Raw genomic sequence first — 21,245 nt, 5'->3', positions numbered from 1 at the left:
TGTTGACGAACGCTGCACCGGGCGAACATGGAACAAGTAGTATCGGAGGGATACTTTTTGTTCCACTGACGTGGGAGGCTCGCGATGGGTACTCGAACCGATAGCTCCGTGGCCGCGGCGTCCGCGGCGGGTAAGCCGCGCACCACGATGGCCGATCGTCAGCGCGCCCAGCGTGCCGAATTGGTCCGCGAAGAGGTCATTGATGCCGCGTTGGCCGAGTTCGCCGAACGGGGCTATCACCAGACCTCGATCAGCCATATCGCCAAGCGGCTCGGCTCGGGGCACTCGATGTTCTACCGGTATTTCGAGAACAAGCGGGACATCGTCGATCACGCGGTGCGGCAGATCAACAGCCGACTGGGCGCTGCCATCGACGAGGCCACGCCGTGCCTGGTCACCTCCATCGAGGAGTTCGGTCAGTACCTGTCCTCGATCGGCATGGCCTACACCGACGTCCTCGCCGAAGAACCGCGGCTGTTGCAGCTGATCGTGGTGCAGGCCGCCGGGGTGGATCAGGAGATGTCGCAGCGGTTTCACCGTATGTATGACAGCGGCGCCGCGGTCCTGGGTGCGGCGCTGCGCAACGGCATCGACCGCGGCTACATCCGCCCCGACCTCGACATCGGTGCCACCGCCGAGTCGATCGTGGCGATCCCTTTCGGGATCGCGCTGCGCTACGGGCACCAACCCGACCGTGACGTTCTGATCGCCCAGACCAACGCGATCACCGCCCTGGTGTGCCGGGGTATCGCCGCCTAACCTCGACATTTCATGAATTGGCCCGTGACACGGGCCTGTAATGCACGGAAGTGCCTGTCCTACTTGGAAAACTTGGGATTGCGACGTCACAAGTAAGTCCGAGGAAAGGCACTCCGTAGGTGAAGGGTAGCTCAGTAGGTTCTGTGGTGATGGAGGCGACCCGCGAGTCGTTGGTGTCGTCAGCGGGTGGGGTTCTGCTGCGGCAGACGCTGGCCTGTTCGGGACTGCAAAAGGCGATGTCAGCGGCATTGGGGCCGTGGCGGGCGCCGCGGTCGGTCCACGATCCGGCCAAGGCGCTGTGCGACTTGTTGGTCGCGGTGGCCCTCGGTGGGGACTGCGCCGCTGATATCGCGATCGTGCGGGCTCAACCGGACCTGTTTGGGGCGGTGGCCTCCGATGCCACGGTGTCGCGGTTGATCACCACGCTCGCCGGCGATGTCGATGTTGTGTTGGCCGCGATCGGCGCCGCGCGGGCCGCTGCTCGCCAGCGCGTCTGGCGTCGCCGACGACCGTTGCCCGGGACGGGCAATCAGGTGATCGTTGACCTCGATGCCACCTTGGTGACCGCACATAGCGAGAAGGAATGTGCGGCACCGACATTCAAGTACGGGTACGGGTTTCACCCCATGTTGGCGTTCGTTGATCACGGTGTGCATGGATCCGGTGAAGCCCTTGCCGGGCTGCTGCGCCCAGGATCAGCGGGGTCCAACAGCGCCGCTGACCACATCAGCGTCCTGGATGCTGCGCTGGCGCAGCTCCCCGAACACGAACGACCGAACGTGTTGGTGCGTACCGATACCGGTGGGGTCAAAGACTTCCTGCACCACATCACCAGGTTGGGATTGCAGTACAGCGTCGGGTTTTACGGCATGCCCCCGATCGTCGACGCCCTGGCGAAGGTGCCCCGGCAGGCATGGCGCGCTGCCTTGGACGGGGACGGCGCACCGCGCGAGGGCGCCCAGGTCGCTGAGCTGACCCGCTATCTGCCCGACACGCTGCGTGGCTGGCCGCCGGGGATGCGGGTCATCGCTCGCCGTGAACGCCCTCACCCCGGTGCCCAGCTGCGTCTGACCGACGACAACGGGTGGCGCATCACCTGCTTTGCGACCAACACCAAGGGCTGGTCGATCCCGGATCTGGAAGTTCGCCACCGCCACCGCCAACGCGCTCGTGCCGAGGACCGTATCCGCAACCTCAAAGACACCGGGCTGACCAACCTGCCCTTTCACGGGTTCGCCCAAAATCAGATCTGGCTGCAGGTCACCTTGCTGGCCGCTGACCTGCTGGTATGGACCCAAGTCCTGGCATTCGCCAGCGGGCCCGCGCGACGCTGGGAACCCAAACGGTTACGCCTGCGCCTGCTGGCGGTGGCTGGACGGATCATCCGAACCGGACGGCGCCGATACCTACGACTGCCCCGCGGCTGGCCCTGGAGTGACCTCATCGAAACCGGCTGGACCGCGCTACAAACCGCTTGACCCACAACCACCACTTCAGCGACCAAGGACCAGGAGCACCGGCGAGAAGCAACGCCGGAAATCCCTGCTGCCCAACCACTTACCCATCCACGGTGAACAGAACTCAACAACATCACTGCCCACGTGAAAGATCGAGGCTAACCGCTGGACCTCACTGCCGCCGCCGGCCGCGAGGACCGGCGCCCGTGTGGACGGCATCGACGAAAGTGACTCGGCCGCAACTTAATTGGGCTCATACCAGTATCGAAGCGATACTTTTAGTTCCATTTTGGCGACAGGGGCAGCATGAGTGATCACACCGACGGGCCTGGCACCGCGCGGCGGGTCCGGGTCACTGCTGGCCCTGCTGTTCCCGAAGCTGGAAACTGTGGTGCGCCGCCAGTCGGTGGACCTGATCCCGCGCGATGTGCCGTCGTTTCAGACCGTGGACCGCATGAGCACGGCGTTCGGCGAGCAGGGCTCAAAGACGATGCTGTTCGTGGCGATGGAGGACCCCGCCGGGCTCAGCGATCGGGCGCGTCAGCGGTACGCGGTGTTGATCGACCGGTTGCGCGCCGATCATGCCCATGTGTTGCTCGTGCAGGATCTGCTTGCCGATTCGGTGACCCGAACTCAGGCGGTCAGCCGGGACGGGAAAGCCTGGTATCTGCCGGTGGGTATCGCCGGCGCGCTCGGTGATCCCACTGCGGCCGAATCGGTGGTCGCGGTGCGCGCCATCGTCACCGGGGTGTTCACCGGATCGGGGGTGAGCGCCTATGTCACCGGCCCGGCGGCCACCTTCAGTGACCAGATCTCTTCTGCCGAACACGATTTGCTGTTCGTGTCGATCGCCACCGCTGGTCTGATCGCGCTGATCCTGCTCATGGTGTACCGATCCCTGTTCACCGCACTGCTGCCGCTGCTGGTCATCGGGCTGAGCCTGGCCGTCGGGCGGGGCGTGCTCTCGGGGCCCGGCGAGTCCGGGTTGCCGGTCTCGCAGTTCACCGTGGCGTTCATGACCGCGATCCTGCTCGGCGCCGGCACCGACTACACGGTGTTCCTGATCAGCCGGTACCACGAACAGCGCCGCGCCGGGACACCACCGGAGGCGGCGGTCATCACCGCCACCGCCAGCATCGGCCGGGTCATCCTGGCCTCGGCGGCGACCGTCGCTTTGGCGTTCCTGTCCATGGTGTTCGCCACGTTGAGCGTGTTCGCCGCGCTAGGTCCAGCCTGCGCGGTCGCCGTCGCCGTCGGCTTCGTCGCCACGGTGACCTTGCTGCCCCCGGTGCTCGCTTTGGCTGCCCGCCGCGGCATCGGCGAACCCAAACCCGACCGCACCCGCCGCTACTGGAATGCCGTCGCCGTCGCGGTGGTGCGCCGCCCGGTGCCGCTGCTGGTCGCCAGCCTGCTCATCCTGGGGCTACTGGCGGCCGCGGCCACCGCGATGACCATCAGCTACGACGACCGCGCCGGACAACCCGCCAGCACCGCCAGCAACCAGGGCTACCAGCTGCTCAACCGGCACTTCCGCAAAGACATGGTTCTGGCCGAATTCCTCGTAGTGCAGAACCCCACCGACATGCGTACCGCCAAAGGGCTGGCCGACCTCGACGAAATGGCCTCCCGCATCGCCCAAGTGCCCGGCGTCGTCTCGGTCGCCGGTGTCACCCGCCCCACCGGCGCCCGCCTGGAGCAGGCCCAACTGTCCTGGCAGAACGGGCAGATCGGCGACAAGATGGCCCAATCGGTCACCGACGCCAACGCTCACCGTGCCGACCTGAACACCCTGACCCGCGGGGCCGACCAACTGGCCGATGGCCTGGCTCAACTCGACACCGCCGTGCGCACCGCCATGGGACCCCTGGGCGGTGTGCTCACTCAGGCCTCCACCGCCGGTGCCCGCATGCAGCGTTTCGGCCCACTGCTGCAACAACTCTCGGCCACCGCACCCGGTGTCGATCAGGCCATCCAGGCCGGCCCCGGTATCCGGCCCCTGGCGCAGCGCGCTGAGAACGCCATCGGTGTCCTCGACCCACTGGCCGGCGCCCTCAACGCGGCCCCGTGGTGTGTGGCCACCCCCGAATGCGCCCAAATCCGTGACCAGGTCGCGGTCCTGGTCACCTTGCGCGACAACGGGTTTTTCACCCAGGTCGCCACACTAGGCGACCACTACAACCCGGCCACCGATGCCACCGTGACCGGCACCCTCACCGACATTCAACACACCGTGGCCGCCATGAACGCCGCGTTCAAAACCCTCGGTGATCCCGCCGATCTGGCCGCTAACATCCGCCGGCTGCAGCAAGGCATCGGCCAACTGGCCGCCGGGTCCCGTGCGCTGGCCACCGGCGTGCACGCCCTGGCCGACAGCAACATCCAAATGCTCACCGGCATGAGCACGATCGCCACCGCACTGCAGAACTCGGCACGCGCCACCGCCGGCTCGGACGCCGCCGCCGGTTTCTTCCTGCCCGCCACCACCTTCGATGACCGCCGATTCGCCGACGTCGCCAAACATTTCGTCTCACCCGACGGCAAAACCGCCCGCTTCGCCATCGACACCAACACCGACCCCTACAGCATCGGGGCGATGCGCCTGGCCCAGCAGATCACCGACGTCGCCAACGCCGCCCGCCCCAACACCACCCTGACCGATGCCAGGGTGGCGGTCGCCGGGTTCCCGGCCGTCAACGCCGACATCCCGCGCCTGCTGTCCGCGGACTTCACCCAACTGGCCATCGCCACCCTGGTCATTGTCGGGTTGATCCTGGTGGCGCTGCTGCGTGCCCTCATCGCCCCGCTGTACCTGCTGGGCACCGTGATCCTGAACTACCTGGCCTCCCTAGGCATCGGCGTCATCGTCTTCCAATGGATTCTCGGCTACCAAATCGCCTGGCCCGTACCGCTATTGGCATTCATCATCCTGGTCGCCGTCGGCGCTGACTACAACATGCTCCTGGTGTCCCGGTTGCGCGAAGAATCCACGGCCAACCTGCGCGTCGGGGTCCTGCGCACCGTCGCCACCACCGGATCAGTCATCACCTCCGCCGGCCTGATCTTCGCCGCCAGCATGTTCGGCCTGATGATCGGCTCGGTGGCGATCATGTTCCAAGTCGGACTGATCATCGGCTGCGGACTGCTCCTGGTGCGTACCCTCACTGTCCGCCATCGCAACCCTGCTGGGTGAAGCCAGCTGGTGGCCACAAACGCCGTCACGGCGCCGGGCGCCCGTCACCGCGACCGCACCCCGAGAACCGGTCACCACGGCCTGAGCCAACGCCGGCCATACTGTTGCCAGAATCTACGTACCGTAGTCATTAGATACCAAGCTATTTCCGTGCCTGGAAGAAGTTTCTATCAACAGTTGTTACTAGCGATAGAATTCTCGGCGACGACATCCGCGAAGACTTGGACCTCGATTACCTCGACTTGCCATGGTCAGCCGAGTTCGTCGCCCCCGGCTACGTACTGGGCCCGTTCACGCGTGGATACCGGACGCTCAGCCGGGTCGACGGTAGCCCCGTGGCCGCCGCACGCGACGAAACCTTGAGTCTGGTCAAATTGGTTCCGCTGTCGCACTTCATGTCCCGTGACCTGGAGACGCTGAAACGGGCTTTCATTAGCCCGACGGGTGCGCCGCTGCTGGCCGCCGACGGCCGTTATCGACCGCTCTGACTTGCATGGCTCCCGTTTTGGGCACGTAGGTACCAACAACATTCTCCCGCAACGAATCAACGAATCGCTCGGAGCGCACGCCGATGCGCTCATGTCCACGGATCTGGTGGTTTTACCGTGTCGATGAATTGACGCTCGACACGCGTCACTTGCTTTAGGAGCAAGCGGGTCTTGATACCTGGGTAGATGCGCTGCTGCGCGATCGCGTCCAGCTGGGTGGTCATGTTCTCGTAATCGCTTGTGCTGCAATTCCCGCCGTGCAGTATCAGGTAGCACCGTATGTAGTCGATCCTGCTTTGGATGACGTTGATTTCCATAGCCGCGGACGGTAGGTCGATGCTCGACTTGCCGCAACTCACCTTTGCGGGGACAGTCGCGCTCACGAAGGTGAGTTGCGGCAGCGTGGGCGACTGTTCTACCGTGCGAAATTCGCCTGGAAAACCTACGGCGGTCAGTCGTCGGTGAGGTCGACGGTGCTGGCTTGGGTGCGCTGCAAGCCTTGGTTGTGGCCGCGAGTACGTAGCCAGTTGGCGTCCTGGTGCCGACGGTAGGCGGCCAGGTTTTCCGCACGGACGCGGTCGGCGTGCTCGAGCGCGCCGCGCAGTGGGCCGGTGAGGACGTCCGGGGTGACGCGACGCAGCTGGGCGATGACCGGATCAAGGTCGGGTGCGCCGGCGTGGCTGGTGGCCACCGACGGAGCGCTGGTCAGCGCGCGGGTCCAGGGCAGTTCGGCCGAGAGCAGTTTCATCATGCGGTCCGCTGGCTGTGGTGGCCAGGTGCGGGTACTGGTGTCGATGAGGATCAGTCCGGCATTGGCTTGTGCGGCGTGCTCAGCGAGGTCGGCGATCTGCTCGGGCTGGGCGGACTGGGCGTGGTCGATGATGATGAGGCCGCCGGCGGGCATGGCGCTGGCGCTGCCGCTGGTGAATTCCGCGTGGGCGTCGTCGATGGTGGTCGCGCCGTCGGCGAGGTTGTCGCGCTTTGCCGCTTCGGCTTGTTCCGCGGTGGGGCTGCACCACAATACTTTTCGGCCGGCGGCGGTAGCAGCGCTGTGCAGGATGTGCAGCGCTGTGGTGCGTTCGGCGTCGGGGTGTGCGTGCACGACGCTGACGGCGAACGGTAGTTCGGCGACGCTGCGCAGGGCCGCAGCAGTGGTATCGGAAGGTCCAGCGGTCGCGGTCGGGGCGATACGCAAGGCGCGGCTGCTCTGATGTTGTCCGGCGACATCAAGAGTCCGCATTTCTGTTGCTAGGGACGCACTTTGGGTGGCGACATGTTCGGCGGTCCGGGTTTCGGCGTCACCGAAAGCGGCGACGACGTTGCGCTCAGCGGCATCGAGGTGCTTGCGCACCAGCTGGGTGTCGTAGCGTGCTTGTTTGACCGATTCGAGGTCGCGGGCGTGCAGCTCGGCGACGAACGTGTCGACGTCGTGTCCGCTGATGATGTTCTGCGAGCCTCCGGCGGCCTCAGCGCGGGCGGCGTGCGCGGCGGCCAGTTGCGGCTGGTAGCGCTTGGCCGGTGTGGTGGTGCCCAGCCGCATTGCGGCGAGCTCGACCATGCCGCGAGCGGAGGTGATGTCGAGTTCGTCGGCGTCGGGATCGGCGCGCACCGCGGCAAGCTGGTCGCGGGTCCAGTCGTGGAACTTGAGGTCGTCGTCGTATGCCTGGTCGGCGTCGGCCCATGCGGCGATGACCTCTTGCACGGCCATCAGGTAGGGACGGTCGGCGTCGGCCCGTGCCCGCATGGTGGTGATTTGCGTGGCGGCGGCGCGCATTGCCGGACCGCCGAAGATCGCGACGTCGCGTTCGAGGGCGGCCAGGTCGGCGGTGGCGGCGGCGTATTGGTCGCGGAGCAGATACACGTTGGACACCGCGACGGGGACGACGGGGACTGCGGGTCGGGTGCGCGGCAGATCATCGAAGGCGATCGCCGCGGCATCTGGGGCTGGGTGGTCGTGTTGGTCAAGCCAGTGCTCGATGTCGCTCTGGGACAGTGGTTCTGCGGACATGTCGATCCATGGGGCCTCGGGGTCGTGGGGGAGAAGCTCTTCCTCTTCCCGGGACATCGGTGGATGCTCGGGCAGGGCGGCGCCGGCGGGGTGGGGGGTGCACAGCAGGTCCACGGTGTAGGTGATCAGCCGGGCGTACTGGTAGGCCGCGATGGTGCGGTCGGGGTCTGCGTCGGCGAGCTGTTCGGCCGCGACGTGCAGCAGGTCCGTTGGGGTCCAGCGGCGCGGATCGGCGGCGGTGATCGCGGCAACCAATGCGGGCCAGGCGGCGCCGGCGGTGATCGCTTGCGCCGCAGCAGAACCGAAAATGTTGTGCAGTTCCTGGGTCCAGGGCGGGCGCAGGTGTGCGTTGGTGGTGTCCAGGGTGGCGATCGGGGATAGTTCCCCATCGAGCCGGTACCAGAGGGCGGCGGCGGGAAGTTCGTCGGGCAGCGGGCCGGACTCGGCCGCGGTAGTGATCAGGGTGGCCAGGTCGGGGCGGCTGGGCGCGGCTTCAGCGAGGCGCGCGGCCAGTTGGGGCCAGTAGGCGTCGGCGCGGATGCGTGGGTCGATGTGGTCGATGAGCCGTTCCCAGCGGCGGGTATCGGGGTTGTGCTCGGCGATCGCTTCGACGGCGCATTTTTCGAGCAGAAGTTGAATCTTTCGGTGTCGCACCGCGTATTGGGGTGCACCGAGAATCCTGGTGTCTTCGGCCTCGACGCGGTGCGCGGCGCGGAACACCGCGATTTCGGCGGCAAGCAGCGGGTCGGCGGCCAGGACGGGTTTGGCCCAGGCGGGCGCGGTTGCTGGTGTCCAGGTGGCGACCTGCTGACGTATCTCGTCGGCCAATTCGGACACCAGCGTGTCGCGGTCGGCGAGGTAGGGGCCGCACTCCTCGAGGGCGGCCATCGGCTCGGGGATCGAGGGCAGCCAGCGCAGCGGGCCGATACCCGAGGAGTGCTCGCCGGTGATGTCCAACCGCCAGTCGAGCACCGCGGCCAGATCAGCGGCCGTGCCCAGCTCGCGAGCGCCCGCCGATTCACGGAGGGCGCTCGCGGCGTCACGTCCTTGTACAGCAAGGGTGGCCAGGTGTTTGCGCAGCGTGGGCCAGGCGGGCATGCCCGCCAGGTCGGGGTGGACCTCGTTGGCGGCGGCGTCGATCGCCGCCATGACGTTGGCGCCGGCGAGCGTTTCGGCGATGGAGCCCAGTGCGTCGTCGTACATTTCGGCGACCGCGCCGAGTCGTTGGAACGGATCTTGTGCCAGGCGGGCGGCGGTGGTGGCCGAGATTTGGGCGCCGTCGCGGGCCAGTGCCTTGGACAGTACGTCCACCGCGGTCTCGGGGTGGGTGGCTTTGGGTGCCAGTACGCGGTGCGGGTCGGATTCGGCGGTGGACAGGTAGATGTGGTTTTCAACGCGGCCGCGCGTGAGGGCGACGTAGAGCAGCTGACGAAACAGCGATCCCGCGCCGACGACGTGGCAGGCGTGTCCGGCGGTCAGGCCTTGAGCGCCGTCGATGGTGCAGGCGTACCCGAGGGTGACGTTGTCTTTGACGTAGCGGGCGGGCAGGTGCACCATCCGGCCGGTGCTCAGGTGCTTGGCGTTGATTGCGCCGTCGTCGAGTGTTTCGATGATCTGGAAGCGGTACCCGTTGCGGACGAAGTCGGTGCGGCTCAGCCGCAGATGCCGCGCGTTTTTGCGGGTCCGAATGATGTCACCGGGTGAGGCGTGCAGTAGGTCGGCGAGCACAATTTCGCGCCCATGCAGCGCGGCGGGGTCGGCCGCGACGAGGCGGTCGTGGCGTGCGCGGGCGTTGAGGGCATCGACGATGTCGTTGGTAGGGGCGAGCAGGACGCTGTCGCGCCCGGCGTCCAGATCGGCCGCCCACGCGCGGTATGCCATGTCGGCGGCGGTCTGTTCGGACCCGACGTGCACGCGCCCGTGGTCGATGTAGTACCCGAGTCCCATGGGGTCGCCGCGGCGGATCGCCAGTGTCGCAGCACCTTCGGCGGGCGAGACGAATCGCACCAACTCGGTCAGGGTCAATGCGTCGGTTTCGGCGGCGATGTCGCGCAGGACACCGCCCGCCGATACTGATGCCAGCTGCGCGTCGTCGCCGACCAGCCGCACGGTCGCACCCCGCGCGATGGCGTGCGAGACGACCGCTTCCAGCGACAGGGTGTCGGCTTTACCGGCCTCGTCAATGATCAGCAGCGTCTCGGACGTGATCTGGTCGAACCAATCCGGCGCGGTCCACAGCGAGCGGCCGGCAGAAAGGTCTGCGTACTTGGCGAGAGTGTCGGTGGGCGCGGACAAGTCAGTGGACAGTTCGATCGCGGCCGCGGCCGTGGGCGCCAACCCGATCACTTGGCCGCCGGAGTTGCGCCACGCGTGCGATAGCGCGGCCATCGCGGTGGTCTTGCCGGTGCCTGCCGGCGCGAGCGCCAGGGCAAGGCTTCGGCCGCTGGTCGCCATCTCCTCGACAAGGGCCACCTGTCCCGGATTGAGGGTTTTGCCCCGCGCCGACGAATCCGCCAGTGCCAGTTCGACATCGGCGGAACTGATGGCTCGGCCGGTCTGTTGGTGCGCGGCGGCGATGATGCGGCGTTCGGCGGAAAGCACTTCGGCGGAGGTGAACATTTCCGTGCCGTGGCGGGTGTAGACGCTGGCACCGTCGCGGCGCCGCAACAACGCGGGCTCGCCCAATTCGCCATCGGTGATCCGCGCGTGCGGCAGCGACAATGGCTCGGACAGCGCGGCATCGCTGATTTTCTCGGCCAAATCCAGGTCGGCGGCGTGACCGGTGGCGCGGATGATCCGTTGGGCTTCGGCGAGCACATGGTGGCGCTGCCAGGTCGCGCGCGCGCCCGACACGGTGGCGATGACTTCGCGTGCACGGTCGGCAATCCAGGTATCGGTGACGAGCTCGACCTGCTGGGCAGGGGTGGACAGCACCGCGCCGAGCATGCGGGTCACGGCGCGAACGTCGCCGAGCACCTCGACCGCCTGGGTGTACCAGGCTTGCCGTTGCTCGGCCTGCGAGCGTGGCTCATGTTTGGCTTCGCGGGTCTCCAAGGTGGCCTGTTGACCTAGGGCGATCGACTCGGCCATGGTCGGTTCGCGGCCATGTGCGGCGTGAAATTCTTTGGCCAGGTCGGCCTTGCGGGCGGTAATCATGGCCCGCCGCGAGGACATCGCTTCGTTCAGTTTGGCCGGGACACCGACGATTTCGCGGATCGGTCGCTTGCCGCGACGGTCGGGGGTGACTTCGTCGAATCGCACTGAGACCCGGCGCACAAGTTCGGCCTCAAGGCGGGTGTTGTAGAACTCCGAGGCCGCCACTCCGAAGCGGTGCAGGGGTTGGCCGTCGAGTGCGAGCCAACGTACGACGCCGTGTGCGTCGATGGTCGCGACCTTGTTGGAGATGGCCACGTGGGTGTGCAGATCAGGGTCGCCGGCGCGCGAATCGCGGTGGGTGAATGCGGCGCCGATGAAGCCCGTGGTGTTCAGTTGGGCGATGCCGTTGGTGCCCGATCGGGTCAGCGCGGCCTGGTTTTCGAGCCATGACAGGGTCTCGGCTACCGCTGCATCGTGTGCGGCTTCGATCTGCCGTGCGGTGTCCAAGGGGGCGATCGCCAACAACACCGAGACCGACTTGACTGGCGAAAAGGTGAGGTCGTAACCGGCGACCGCGGTTGTGCGCGTGCGTGTTTCGCGGGCGAGGAAGCCTGACAGTTCGCGGTCGTCGGCGGGCGCGCGGCCGTACTGCTCGGCGAACTTGTCGCGCGCGACGGTGGTGCGAATGGTGGCGCGCACGGGCGCGGCGATGGGGGTATCGCCGGGCAGCCCAGCCGCGTTGTTGTGCTCGCGGTAGGCCTTGGCCAGGGCGCGAAGAAACTCGTTGTCGTCGTCGCCGATGTAGAACTCGCGACCGAGTTTGGCGGCCTGTTGTGCCGCGCTGCCGTGCATTCCCCGGCCGGCGACGTAGAGCGAAATCGCTTCGGCGTTGGGGTGATAGCCCTCCCCGAATAGGGCTTCCATTTGTGATTCGGTGACCTCTGATCCGGCCTCGACGGTCCAGAGTTTGGCCAGGGTTTCGGTCGGTACCCAACGCGCTCCAGTGTCGGACAGCGAGGCTAGTCCCGAGCCAATCCAGCGGCCCGGTGATTCACCCTTGGCGCTGTAGTACTCCGAGAGGCTGGTCCGGCCCCGTTCGGTGGCATCGACAGCAGCGACCTGCCGGATCAGGTACTTGTACCCGTCTCCGGCGGTCAGTTTGTGCAAGGACATCACGGCCGCTGGTCTCCCATCAGGCCGGACGTTATGAACTGGGGCGCACCGGATTCCATCAACACCCAGGTGGTTGTTACCAAAACGTGACCTTAATGCAAGAGGTGTGTCGTTTCTGGTGGGGCTGGGAGGTACTTGAATTTGGAAACTGGAAAATTTTTTCTGTGGGGTAGCTGTGAACGGATCGGCTGGTTGGGGTCACGAAAAGGCAATGGACAACGACAAACTCACGGACGACGAAGTTGGTTGCGTTGCTGGAGATGGATTGCGCAGCGGCTCTAGGGTGCGGGCCATGGAAGTGAAGTCGATGGCGCCGGCGCGCCGGAAAATCAAAGAAGCCCAAGCCCAGGCGAACGCTGAGCAGACCAAGCGCGAGCGGGACAACGTCGAAGACGCGGCGGTGATCATGGTCGAGCTCGGCAAAATCACGGCCGTCGATACCTGGGAAGCCGATCAGCTGCGCGAAGTACAGGTCGAAGCCGAACGTGGCCGCGATGAGCGGCGAAGCGAAGCGGCCACAGCACTGCGTCGTGTGCAGGAGCACGGCGAAACGCTCACAGCGATCAGTGATCGAGCGGGCGCGCCGTCGGACGCACTAGGTGAGGTCGTGGCCGGCGCGGCCGCGGTCTGTTCGACCGCACTTACTGCGCGGCGCTTGCGAGGTGAGCAGCAGCGGCAGCGTTGGCGGCCATGCGCTTTTTCGGGGCAGATGTCGGTACGGGCGCTTAGGGTGCGGTGGTGCAACGGGCTTTGGGTCGACATTGTGGCTGGACCAGATCATCTGTCGCGACCCGTGTGCGCGATTCGGCTGCTTCATTCCACGTCGTGGCCGGACCAAGCGGTGGTGACGGTGCTGGCAACGCTCGCGTCGTTGGAGAGGCCAGCAAGACGAGAGTCTGCATCTGCAGTGATGGCTTCGGACCGTATGGCCCGGCGAACAGCGGTGCGTCATCGGCGCCAACTGAGTTACCGATATAGGTCGCGGTTCCGCAGATGAGGTGCGCTCCATTTCAAGCGGGTAACCGCAGTAGCCGCGGACGATTCGCTGCGCATCGCAAATTCGCACCATCGGGGTCTCATTACACTTGCGGAGGCGAAGGGGGTCGTAATCTCCGAGGGGGTAAATACGGAGAGGCGGTGGTCGTGGTTGACGCTGCGGTATACAAAGTCGATCACTGTGCGGTGCATGCGGCTGGCCATTCGATCGACGAGGACCGGGCTGATGCAATCGCCGCCGAGGTTCGCGCGATACTGCGTGACGACAAAGGTATAGAGGATGCCTATGGGGCACTCGCCGATCTGGCTAAGACCGATTTCCACACGGAGACCCTTCAACGAGTGCTCGCAGCTCCAGATTCGTATGACGAGTGGCGGGTCGGAGAGGCTCTAGCCGAGCACCATCTTGTCAACAACAAAAGTTGCAGCTTCCCGTGGCCTGACTGCCGATCGACGAGGAACCCGAACAGTAGTGGCGGAGGCGTCGACCTGATCGGCTTCGAGCATGGCGAACGCGTGAGATTTGTATTCGCGGAAGTGAAGACAAGTCATCAGCAGGCTTGGCCGCCGAGTGTCCTTACGAGCCGCTCACATGGACTTCACGCTCAACTCACCGGATTGAACGCCGGGGACCAACGGAGCGAGTGGGCCATTCGCTACCTTGCAATGAACGGGAACGGGCGCCCCTGGTTCGATGATTTTCGCTCAGCCGTCCGTACATATCTCGCCGATAAGCTTGACGTAGTCATTTACGGGCTTCTCGTCCACGTGGCCGCGCCCAACCAGGACGACCTTCAGGGGCAGGCAGTCAAACTTTCGAAGACTTTGAAGGAACCGACGACGATGGAACTCGTCGCGATCTACCTCCCAGCGGAGCTGCTCGTCAAGATCGCTGATGCGGCCATCGTGATTGAGACGGCAGCGTGACTATCTCGCAGGAATCCTTTGACCGACTCCAGTCGCACTGGGCCGTCAGCGCAGTCGGTGTCGAGCGAGTCGCAGCCGCGCACAAGGCAGCGACCGCAATGTATGTCGACGCAAACCTTGGAGCGCAGCTTAAGAGCGCCGCCGGTGCTGACCACAACGCATCGAGGTTGATCGAAGATGTCGCACTCGCGTATGAGCTCGCCGCGAGCGAGCGAATTGACGAACTGGCCAAGGCCTCAACCGTCATCCCCGGATCGCAAGCGGAGCTCGCGGAGGCAGCTGCTCATGAAGCTTTTGCGTTGCTACGTTCGCTTCCTCTGAGGACTGACTCTCTTGAGGAGCTTGTCCGACAGGTGCTTCAACTTGGTGCGCTCGCATATTGCTCAGACCGCTGGGCGGAGTTTCGTTCGTGGATGCGTGAGCGGGACATCACACCCGAGCGCTTTCAATCCTCCGGAACGTGGGATTCACGGGTTCTGAGCGATCTCGGTCAAATCTGGACCCGATTGCTGCGGAAAGACGGCTGGGCGGACCTGGAAGGTGTCGCGGAGACCGTGGGTCGATTACGCGCCGACCAGTTGGAAAACGAAGTGGAACTCTTTGCGGCGAAGGATCGTCCCGAGAATGTGCACGCGGCCGGCTGGCGACTTGTCGCTCTTTACCACTGGGCAAGGCTTTCGGAGCTGGTTGCCACGTACCTCATGCAGGGTGAGCCTGTAGACGTCTCGACGCAGCTCGACTTTCACTTTGACCGTGCGATCTCTGCCGCCCAGCAGTCAGCAGACCCTGCCTTTGTTGTCGTCCTGCAGTGGCAACGTGCAATGTCTCAGCGAATGGTGGCAGGAGCGCTGTGGTCGGTTACCAGAATCGGTCCGGAGATTAGAAATGTCGTCGCCACGGTAACCCGCCATCGCTCGATGTTCGAGATGCTTCCTCCACAGCGCGTCGCTATCCAGGAACAAGGGCTGTTGGACCCTGCCAGCGCCGCAGTTGTCGTCGATCTTCCAACAAGTGCGGGCAAGACGATTCTCGCTGAGTTCAAGATCGTTCAGGCCATCAGTCAGTTCAAGCAAGATCGAGGATGGGTCGCATATGTGGCCCCGACCCGCGCCTTGGTCGCACAGATCACTCGGCGGCTTCGGCGCGATCTCGGACCAAGCGGCATCCGCGTTGAGGAACTCACCGCTGCGGTCGAGATCGACGAGATCGAGGCCGGAATGCTGAGTGATTCGGTGTTTGATGTTCTCGTTGCAACACCGGAGAAGCTCCATCTCGCGATCAGAAACGCGGCGGTTGATCGCCCGCTTGCGCTGTTGGTCCTCGACGAGGCGCATAACATCGAAGATGCCGATCGAGGTATCCGCATCGAGCTTCTCTTGGCGACTGTGAAACGGGATTGCCCTCAGGCCAACTTCTTGCTGCTCATGCCATATGTACCGAACGGTGATGATCTGGCACGTTGGCTGGCTCCCCGCACAGGGAAGAGCATCAGTTTGGCCACTACACCATGGCAGCCAAACGACAGGCTCATCGGGCTGGTGTCGGCGACTGCTCCTACAAGCGGTCGCGGACGCGATTGGAGACTCGACTTCGAACCACTTCTCACCAGCGGTTCGTCGATGCGGGTTTCAGGTACGTACCAAATCGGGGAGCGACCTCAACTCGACCGGACCTATTCGGGGATCAAGAATGACCTTGGCAGACTTGCTGGAGCGTCGGCATTGACGTTGTCGGAGCGCGGAACCGCAATCGTCATCTGTTCAACCATTAGCAGTGTGTGGAATGTCGCTGGAGAGCTGGCTACAAAGCTTCCTCAATTAAGCGATCCTGATATCGCACTTGTGCAGCGATACCTCGCCACCGAGATTAGTGAGGATTACGCGCTGATTCGGTTATTGTCCCATCAGGTCGGGGTTCATCACGCCGGATTGTCTGACGAAACTCGGACTCTAATGGAATGGCTCGCCGAACAGGGGAAACTTCGAATTCTGGTTGCGACAACTGGCCTCTCGCAGGGACTGAACTTTCCCGTCTCATCGATTCTCTTAGCGAGTCGGAATCTTCCAAGTGGAAAATTCAGCCGGCCGATGCGTCCGCGCGAATTCTGGAACTTGGCGGGCCGGGCCGGGCGAGTGGATCAGGACAGCATCGGCATTGTTGGAATCTCTTGCAAGGAAGGCGATCGCGATTCGTTGGTGGAGTTCGTATCTGGGCAGGCCGGTGACCTGGTATCGCGGCTTGTGACCCTGCTCGACGAACTTGAAGATGCCGGTCGACTGCTTGACCTCGACAAGTCACTTTACAACGATCAATGGGCCGATTTCCGCAGTTACGTCGCACATCTATTCGCGCAAAAGAAGAACCTTGATGCGGTGCTCGCCGAGACGGAGTTGCTTCTGCGCAACACTTTTGGGTATTCCTCACTTGCCGAGTCGACTCCTGCGGAACGAGAGAAAGGGTTCAAACTCCTTGAAGCGACACGCTCATACGCGGCCGAGCTGGCACAGCACGTTGAAACGGCGACCCTTGCGGACAGTACCGGCTTCACGCCAGAAGGTATCCGTTCCGCCATGGGTGCGATGCGGGAGATGGACAGCGCGCTCGACGTTTCGGACTGGCAGCCGGATAGCCTGTTTGGTGATGTGGCGTCCAGTGCACTTCCAGACCTAATGCGGGTCATGCTGCAGCTTCCTCAGATCAGGGGCAGTATCGACGAACTCGGTGGAGTCGGGTCTGGGATTGGTGACCGGGCTGCGAAGATTGCGAGTGACTGGGTCGAAGGCGTACCAATCAAGTTGATTGCAGAACGCTATTTCGGCAACGCAGAAAGTCCAACCGCTGCGCTAACGGACGCAACTAAGGCGATCTATCGCAATCTTGCAACCGCTGGGACATGGGGGCTGACTGCCCTGTCCAAGCTGCCAACAAGCGGTATTGACTTCGAGTCTGTTTCTGAGTCGGACTTACGCAATGTGAATCTCTTGGGTGCGATGCTGTACCACGGTGTCAATACAGAGGCCGGCGTCGTTATGCGAATGAGTTCGGTCCCAAGAACTGCTGCGAACTCGCTAGGCGCCGAATTCGTGGAACGCCAGTCCTCAGCTCAGTTGCGGCCGTCAGAAGCCCGCGAATTCCTTGCCAGCCTTTCCGATTCCGATTGGGACCGGCATGTACCTCAAGGCGCACCGTTAGTGGGGTCTGATCTCCGGGAGCTATGGCATGTGCTCTCGGGAAGTTCAGGTACCAGCCCTGACGAAGCCATTGCCGCGCAGACGCCCTCCCCGCGCTGAAGGATCCTCGGTGATCCTGTAGATACTGTCGTTCGCTTTGCCACGTCGCTGAATGACCTAAGGCCCGCCGTTACCGGGTCACGAACTCTCGCAGGCGCAACGTGGCGAGGGGATGACAACGCGTCGACCGCCGGCAGAGATCAAAGGCCTTGTTGGTTCCCGCGGAAGGTGCTGTTTCCTTGGGCTGGCAGCGGTGCGATATCTCGGGGGCGGCTCGATGCCAATCGCGTTGGCCGCGACAACGGAGCAGCAAAGCGTTCTCGACGCTTAGGGTGAGGAGTTGGGATTCAGCACGCGGAGCACCTGGATCGCACCAGTCCTCAACGCGTTCCTGCCGGGTCGGAAGGACAGTTGAGGCAGGCGCCATCGGCACACGGTTTTCGCGGTCAACGGAAGATCATTCTGTCTTAGATCAAGATTACGCAGAGGGGAACCCCACTTATGCGGGCGCGCACGGCTCTAGAAGCTCCCGAATTAGACGTGCCGAACGCTGCGGGATGGGTGTGCCGGGGAAGTAGCGTGCGGTGAGGGACCAGACTTCGTGCTGAGAAGTGACACTCAGATAATCGATGAGGTATCGAAGGTCGTCGCGGTCCGAGGTGGCCCGGGCTGAAAGTGCTTTCATGGCCAACAGGTGGTCGGCGGGAGTTGGCATGACTTGCAGATGGGGATGGTCAAAGATATGTGGACCTTCGCCTGGTGTCCGGGATGCGTAGACCGACGCTTGTTTGTTTAGCCAGCTACTCGGCCATCGACGTCGCCGCGCGATGTCGCGGACCGCTTTCAGCACAGAGGTGTCCGGGCTGAACGCTGCGTCGATGTCACGCAAGCTCGAACAGCCTGGCGCGTAAGTCAAAAGCATTGTGGCACCACCGATCACATGGACATGCCCTACAACCGCCGCCTGTTCGAGGCGGGTCGCCAGGTCGGTCAATGTGGCGATGATGCCATCGTGGTCAAAGAGCGGCGCGGGCATGGGTGTTTCTCCGTCGTGGGTGATGTCGTAGCGGTCGACGTAGATGCCGCGGCGCCGGAACGCCGCGGGCGTCCCCACCAGTGCGTATATGCGCGCTGACGGCAGGTCGCTGACCCACCAGGCCGACCGTAGAAATCGATCAGTGGTGATCGTCCACAGGGGACTGGGTGTGCCGTAGTGGGCTGTCACGTCCTCGGCGGCTGCCGCCAAGAGTGCGTCGTAGCGCAGGTCGCCGGTGGTGGCGGGTTCGTCCTGGATCAGGGGCAGGGCGGCGCGGTCGGCTTCCGCCGCACCGCGGCGAAATTCCAGGAATATGCGCCAGCGGACTTGCTCGGATTCTGCCTTAGCGATCGCGCGCGACGTCGGTGATGGGGAGTGCGTTGGTGGGAGCGGCTAGGTCGGTACGAGCACCGCGGCGGCGCTGCACAGACAGGATCTCGGCGCGCGGGTATCCGGTCACACGTTCAACGCCGCGCGAGGACAGGATGCCGCGGGCCCGGGCAGCGGTGACGCCCCAGTAGGCCGCGGCCTGATTAACTGTCCACAGCTGGCTCACACCCCGAACATACGCGCAAAATGCGCGTATGTTCGGGGTGTGAGGTCTCATTGCCGAGTGGGTCAGCGTGCCGGATCAAACTGACGCTCGCGGACGGTTGTGGCTGTCGTGCAGCGGCTGGTGACCTCCCCACACAAACTGCGACGGTAAGCCGAAACTGATCCAGGGGACGGTCGCGGGGTGGCCGGCACCAACTGACCTTCTGCCAGTTTTCCGCGGAAAACTGGTGATTGCCATACTGCCATTCAACGGCAGACGGATACGACTACGAGCCTCCGAGGAGATCCACTACATCGGAGCCCAACTTTTGGTCGGACGCCATTGAGATCGCTACATCGGCGCGGGTCGCAAGCTGGAGCGGTTCGATGCCAAGCACGAGATGTGCGTGAGTCAGTCGGTCGAGTGTCGCTCCCACTAGGGGTGCGACCACCCGCAGAGTTGAATCCAGTACGTCGCCTCGGGTGGAACCGCCGTGCACAATAACGTTGCGGCAACGGTACATTCGGCGACGGGATGCTTCGACGTAGCCGCTGACCTGTTTCAGAGTCTTCGCCGGATCAGCCAGGAGGCTGTTCATCCGGGCTACGGCTGCGATGTCGCTCTGGAACAGTCTGCGCGCCCAGGGCGTTTTGGGGCTGGTGAAGTCAAGGAAGCGGGCTGCCAGATGTCGGCTGTACGGAGAGGCCGGATCCAGGCCAGGTGCCGTCACGCCGAGCCTCTCGCAGTATGAAAAGGGGCGTGACCCGAAGGTCACGCCCCTTAGGGGGCAAGCCGCCCCTGGTTAGTTCATGAGCTGGACTTTATCCAGCACGCCTACATTACCGCGGGGTGTGGCGAGCCGGATGCCACGATGTTGGCCATGACCGATGGGTGTTCACACGGGTAGTCGGCCTGCCACACGTTGGGTCAGTTTTCCGCGGAAAACTGAGATGCCAAGCAACCATCCGACGGGCGTCGTCTGCTTGGTTGTGCGCGTGGACCAGTAGTCATAGGGCGGCTTGTCATCAGCAGGCAGAGCAGTTGCCGGCGTTGCAAGCACGATGACACTGAGCCTGAAAGCGCCCTTCGGATACTGCAGTTCGTGCGCGCCGGTGCGCTACCGTCCGATCTCCACGGCCAGCTCCGCTGCCGACGCCGGACGTAAGTCCCAGGCTTCTAATGAGACGCAGATCGATCGCATAGATGATCGCCGTTGCGTGGAGTGTGTGTGTCCGTGGATCAGCCAGGTTCCGCAGTCGGGGAGCTGGTACTGGTCAAAAGACTTGCGCATGAGCCGATCCGGTGTTCCCGCGTACGGGAAATGGCTGAGCATCACTTGTTCGCCCTCGATCTTCGTTCGTGCTACCTGCTGCACACTGGCGAACACGGCGGCGTAGTCGGCGAAGCGCCGCTGCGCGTTCCGGTGCATCGGATGCGCGGGATCATGGTTTCCGGTGATCAGATGCATACGTACCGGTACCGTTGCCAATTGGGCGAGAGCAGATTTCATGCTTCCGACGCTGCCTGAGCAGATATCTCCGAGTATCCACAGCACGGCCGCATTGGGGTCGAGCCGGTGCATGGGTGCCAGCACCATAGCGTCGTGTGCGGCGACCGTGTCAAAGCCGCGCAGGGAGGCAAGCTTGGGATGCGCCAGATGTAGGTCGGCGGTGAAGTAGTGCATCAGTGGCTGGTTCATCGCCGTTTAGCTCTCGGCGCTGTGACTGTCATCGCTGGCGTGTGCATTTCGAAGAGCTCCGGGCCGGTGAGAGCCACGGCGCCCGCGGTATTTATCGAACGTGGCCGCCGCTCGGCTGTTTCGGCCAGCTTATGTATGCGGCGCAGCGGTGTGCGGGTCACGGTAGACATGCCTCGATAATGGCATTGGAAATTGGCATCCTCCAGCGATTTTTGCTCGCTACATCGAATTCAATTGTCCACCAATAAAATTCAAACTTAGATGCAGCCTGGCTCGCGGCTGGCTGCGTCCGGCGGGCGCGTGGCGCATGAACTTCCCGGTTGTTATCATTGCCGCGTGGTTGGCCCGGCTCCTGTTGAAGTAGCTGCATGACGATTCCGTCGTGTTCTCAAGAGTCAGCTCCCTCAGCACGGCATCGTCGACATGCTCAGGGCGTACCGACTTGTCGGACGACCCATAGCCGTGAGAAGCCTCTTCCTCGGCCTGTGATTTGGTGAAACCCACCGTTAGAGCGTAGGGCGGAGCTGGGGCTGCAACGTCCACTGCTGCGGGGATAGCTGCACGGAACCCGGGCTTTGAAGGGATGACGTCGCGCATGGGGTGTGGGCGGTTTGCACACGTGCGGATCGCGTTTCGGCGCCCAAGTTTGTG

12 protein-coding genes and 1 pseudogene are annotated in these 21,245 nt (G+C 63.9%); 7 read left to right on the top strand and 6 right to left on the bottom strand.

Features of this window, described 5'->3' with window-relative positions; all coding sequences use genetic code 11:
• Positions 1-84 precede the first annotated feature (84 nt).
• The 4 genes and pseudogenes from ACWW1C_RS20000 (at position 85) to ACWW1C_RS19985 (ending at position 5,894) form a co-directional block, all read left to right on the top strand.
• Entirely contained in the window at positions 85-759 is a 675-nt protein-coding gene (locus ACWW1C_RS20000) for a TetR/AcrR family transcriptional regulator (RefSeq protein WP_226519088.1), read from the top strand.
• Between the two features lie 149 nt (positions 760-908).
• Positions 909-2,237: an IS1380 family transposase gene (locus ACWW1C_RS19995; RefSeq protein ID WP_061001144.1), complete on the top strand. Its 1,329-nt coding sequence runs from the start codon at positions 909-911 to the stop codon at positions 2,235-2,237.
• A 334-nt stretch (positions 2,238-2,571) separates the two neighbouring features.
• Positions 2,572-5,491, top strand: a pseudogene (locus ACWW1C_RS19990) (MMPL family transporter); the annotation flags it as partial.
• A 136-nt stretch (positions 5,492-5,627) separates the two neighbouring features.
• A complete protein-coding gene (locus ACWW1C_RS19985; RefSeq protein WP_060998875.1) occupies positions 5,628-5,894 on the top strand; it encodes an Imm61 family immunity protein in 267 nt (88 codons plus the stop codon).
• Between the two features lie 89 nt (positions 5,895-5,983).
• Here the strand turns inward: ACWW1C_RS19985 and ACWW1C_RS19980 are convergent, their stop codons facing one another.
• Positions 5,984-6,211, bottom strand: a complete 228-nt coding sequence (locus ACWW1C_RS19980; RefSeq protein ID WP_060998878.1) for a hypothetical protein — start codon at positions 6,209-6,211, stop codon at positions 5,984-5,986.
• Between the two features lie 134 nt (positions 6,212-6,345).
• Positions 6,346-12,171: a MobF family relaxase gene (gene mobF, locus ACWW1C_RS19975; RefSeq protein ID WP_071288461.1), complete on the bottom strand. Its 5,826-nt coding sequence runs from the start codon at positions 12,169-12,171 to the stop codon at positions 6,346-6,348.
• 292 nt (positions 12,172-12,463) lie between these two features.
• Between mobF and ACWW1C_RS19970 the strand changes: the two genes are divergently transcribed.
• The 3 genes from ACWW1C_RS19970 (at position 12,464) to ACWW1C_RS19960 (ending at position 17,384) form a co-directional block, all read left to right on the top strand.
• On the top strand, positions 12,464-13,168 hold the full coding sequence (locus ACWW1C_RS19970; protein ID WP_162563270.1) for a hypothetical protein: 705 nt from the start codon (positions 12,464-12,466) through the stop codon (positions 13,166-13,168).
• Between the two features lie 140 nt (positions 13,169-13,308).
• Positions 13,309-14,094, top strand: a complete 786-nt coding sequence (locus ACWW1C_RS19965; RefSeq protein WP_162563271.1) for a hypothetical protein — start codon at positions 13,309-13,311, stop codon at positions 14,092-14,094.
• Positions 14,091-17,384 (top strand): DEAD/DEAH box helicase, encoded by a 3,294-nt coding sequence (locus tag ACWW1C_RS19960; RefSeq protein ID WP_060998886.1) that lies wholly within the window; start codon positions 14,091-14,093, stop codon positions 17,382-17,384. The genes ACWW1C_RS19965 and ACWW1C_RS19960 overlap by 4 nt, the downstream gene beginning before the upstream one ends.
• Positions 17,385-17,823: 439 nt before the next feature.
• Here ACWW1C_RS19960 and ACWW1C_RS19955 read toward each other — a convergent pair whose 3' ends face one another.
• From ACWW1C_RS19955 to ACWW1C_RS19940, 4 genes are all read right to left on the bottom strand, one after another.
• Entirely contained in the window at positions 17,824-18,570 is a 747-nt protein-coding gene (locus ACWW1C_RS19955; RefSeq protein WP_226519087.1) for a hypothetical protein, read from the bottom strand.
• 133 nt (positions 18,571-18,703) lie between these two features.
• On the bottom strand, positions 18,704-18,916 hold the full coding sequence (locus ACWW1C_RS19950; RefSeq protein WP_061003546.1) for a hypothetical protein: 213 nt from the start codon (positions 18,914-18,916) through the stop codon (positions 18,704-18,706).
• A gap of 1,096 nt (positions 18,917-20,012) precedes the next feature.
• The gene (locus tag ACWW1C_RS19945) at positions 20,013-20,594 is read right to left on the bottom strand and encodes a metallophosphoesterase family protein (RefSeq protein ID WP_226519086.1); all 582 of its coding nucleotides are present in this window, start codon (positions 20,592-20,594) and stop codon (positions 20,013-20,015) included.
• Positions 20,595-20,813: 219 nt separating this feature from the next.
• Positions 20,814-21,098 carry a hypothetical protein gene (locus ACWW1C_RS19940; protein WP_162563522.1) on the bottom strand — a complete coding sequence of 95 codons (285 nt, stop codon included), beginning with the start codon at positions 21,096-21,098 and terminating at the stop codon, positions 20,814-20,816.
• Positions 21,099-21,245: the final 147 nt, after the last annotated feature.

The organism is Mycobacterium sp. HM-7, assembly GCF_053852335.1.
The sequence above is the reverse complement of the archived record's forward strand: the minus strand, read 5'-3'. Positions and strand labels throughout refer to the sequence as shown.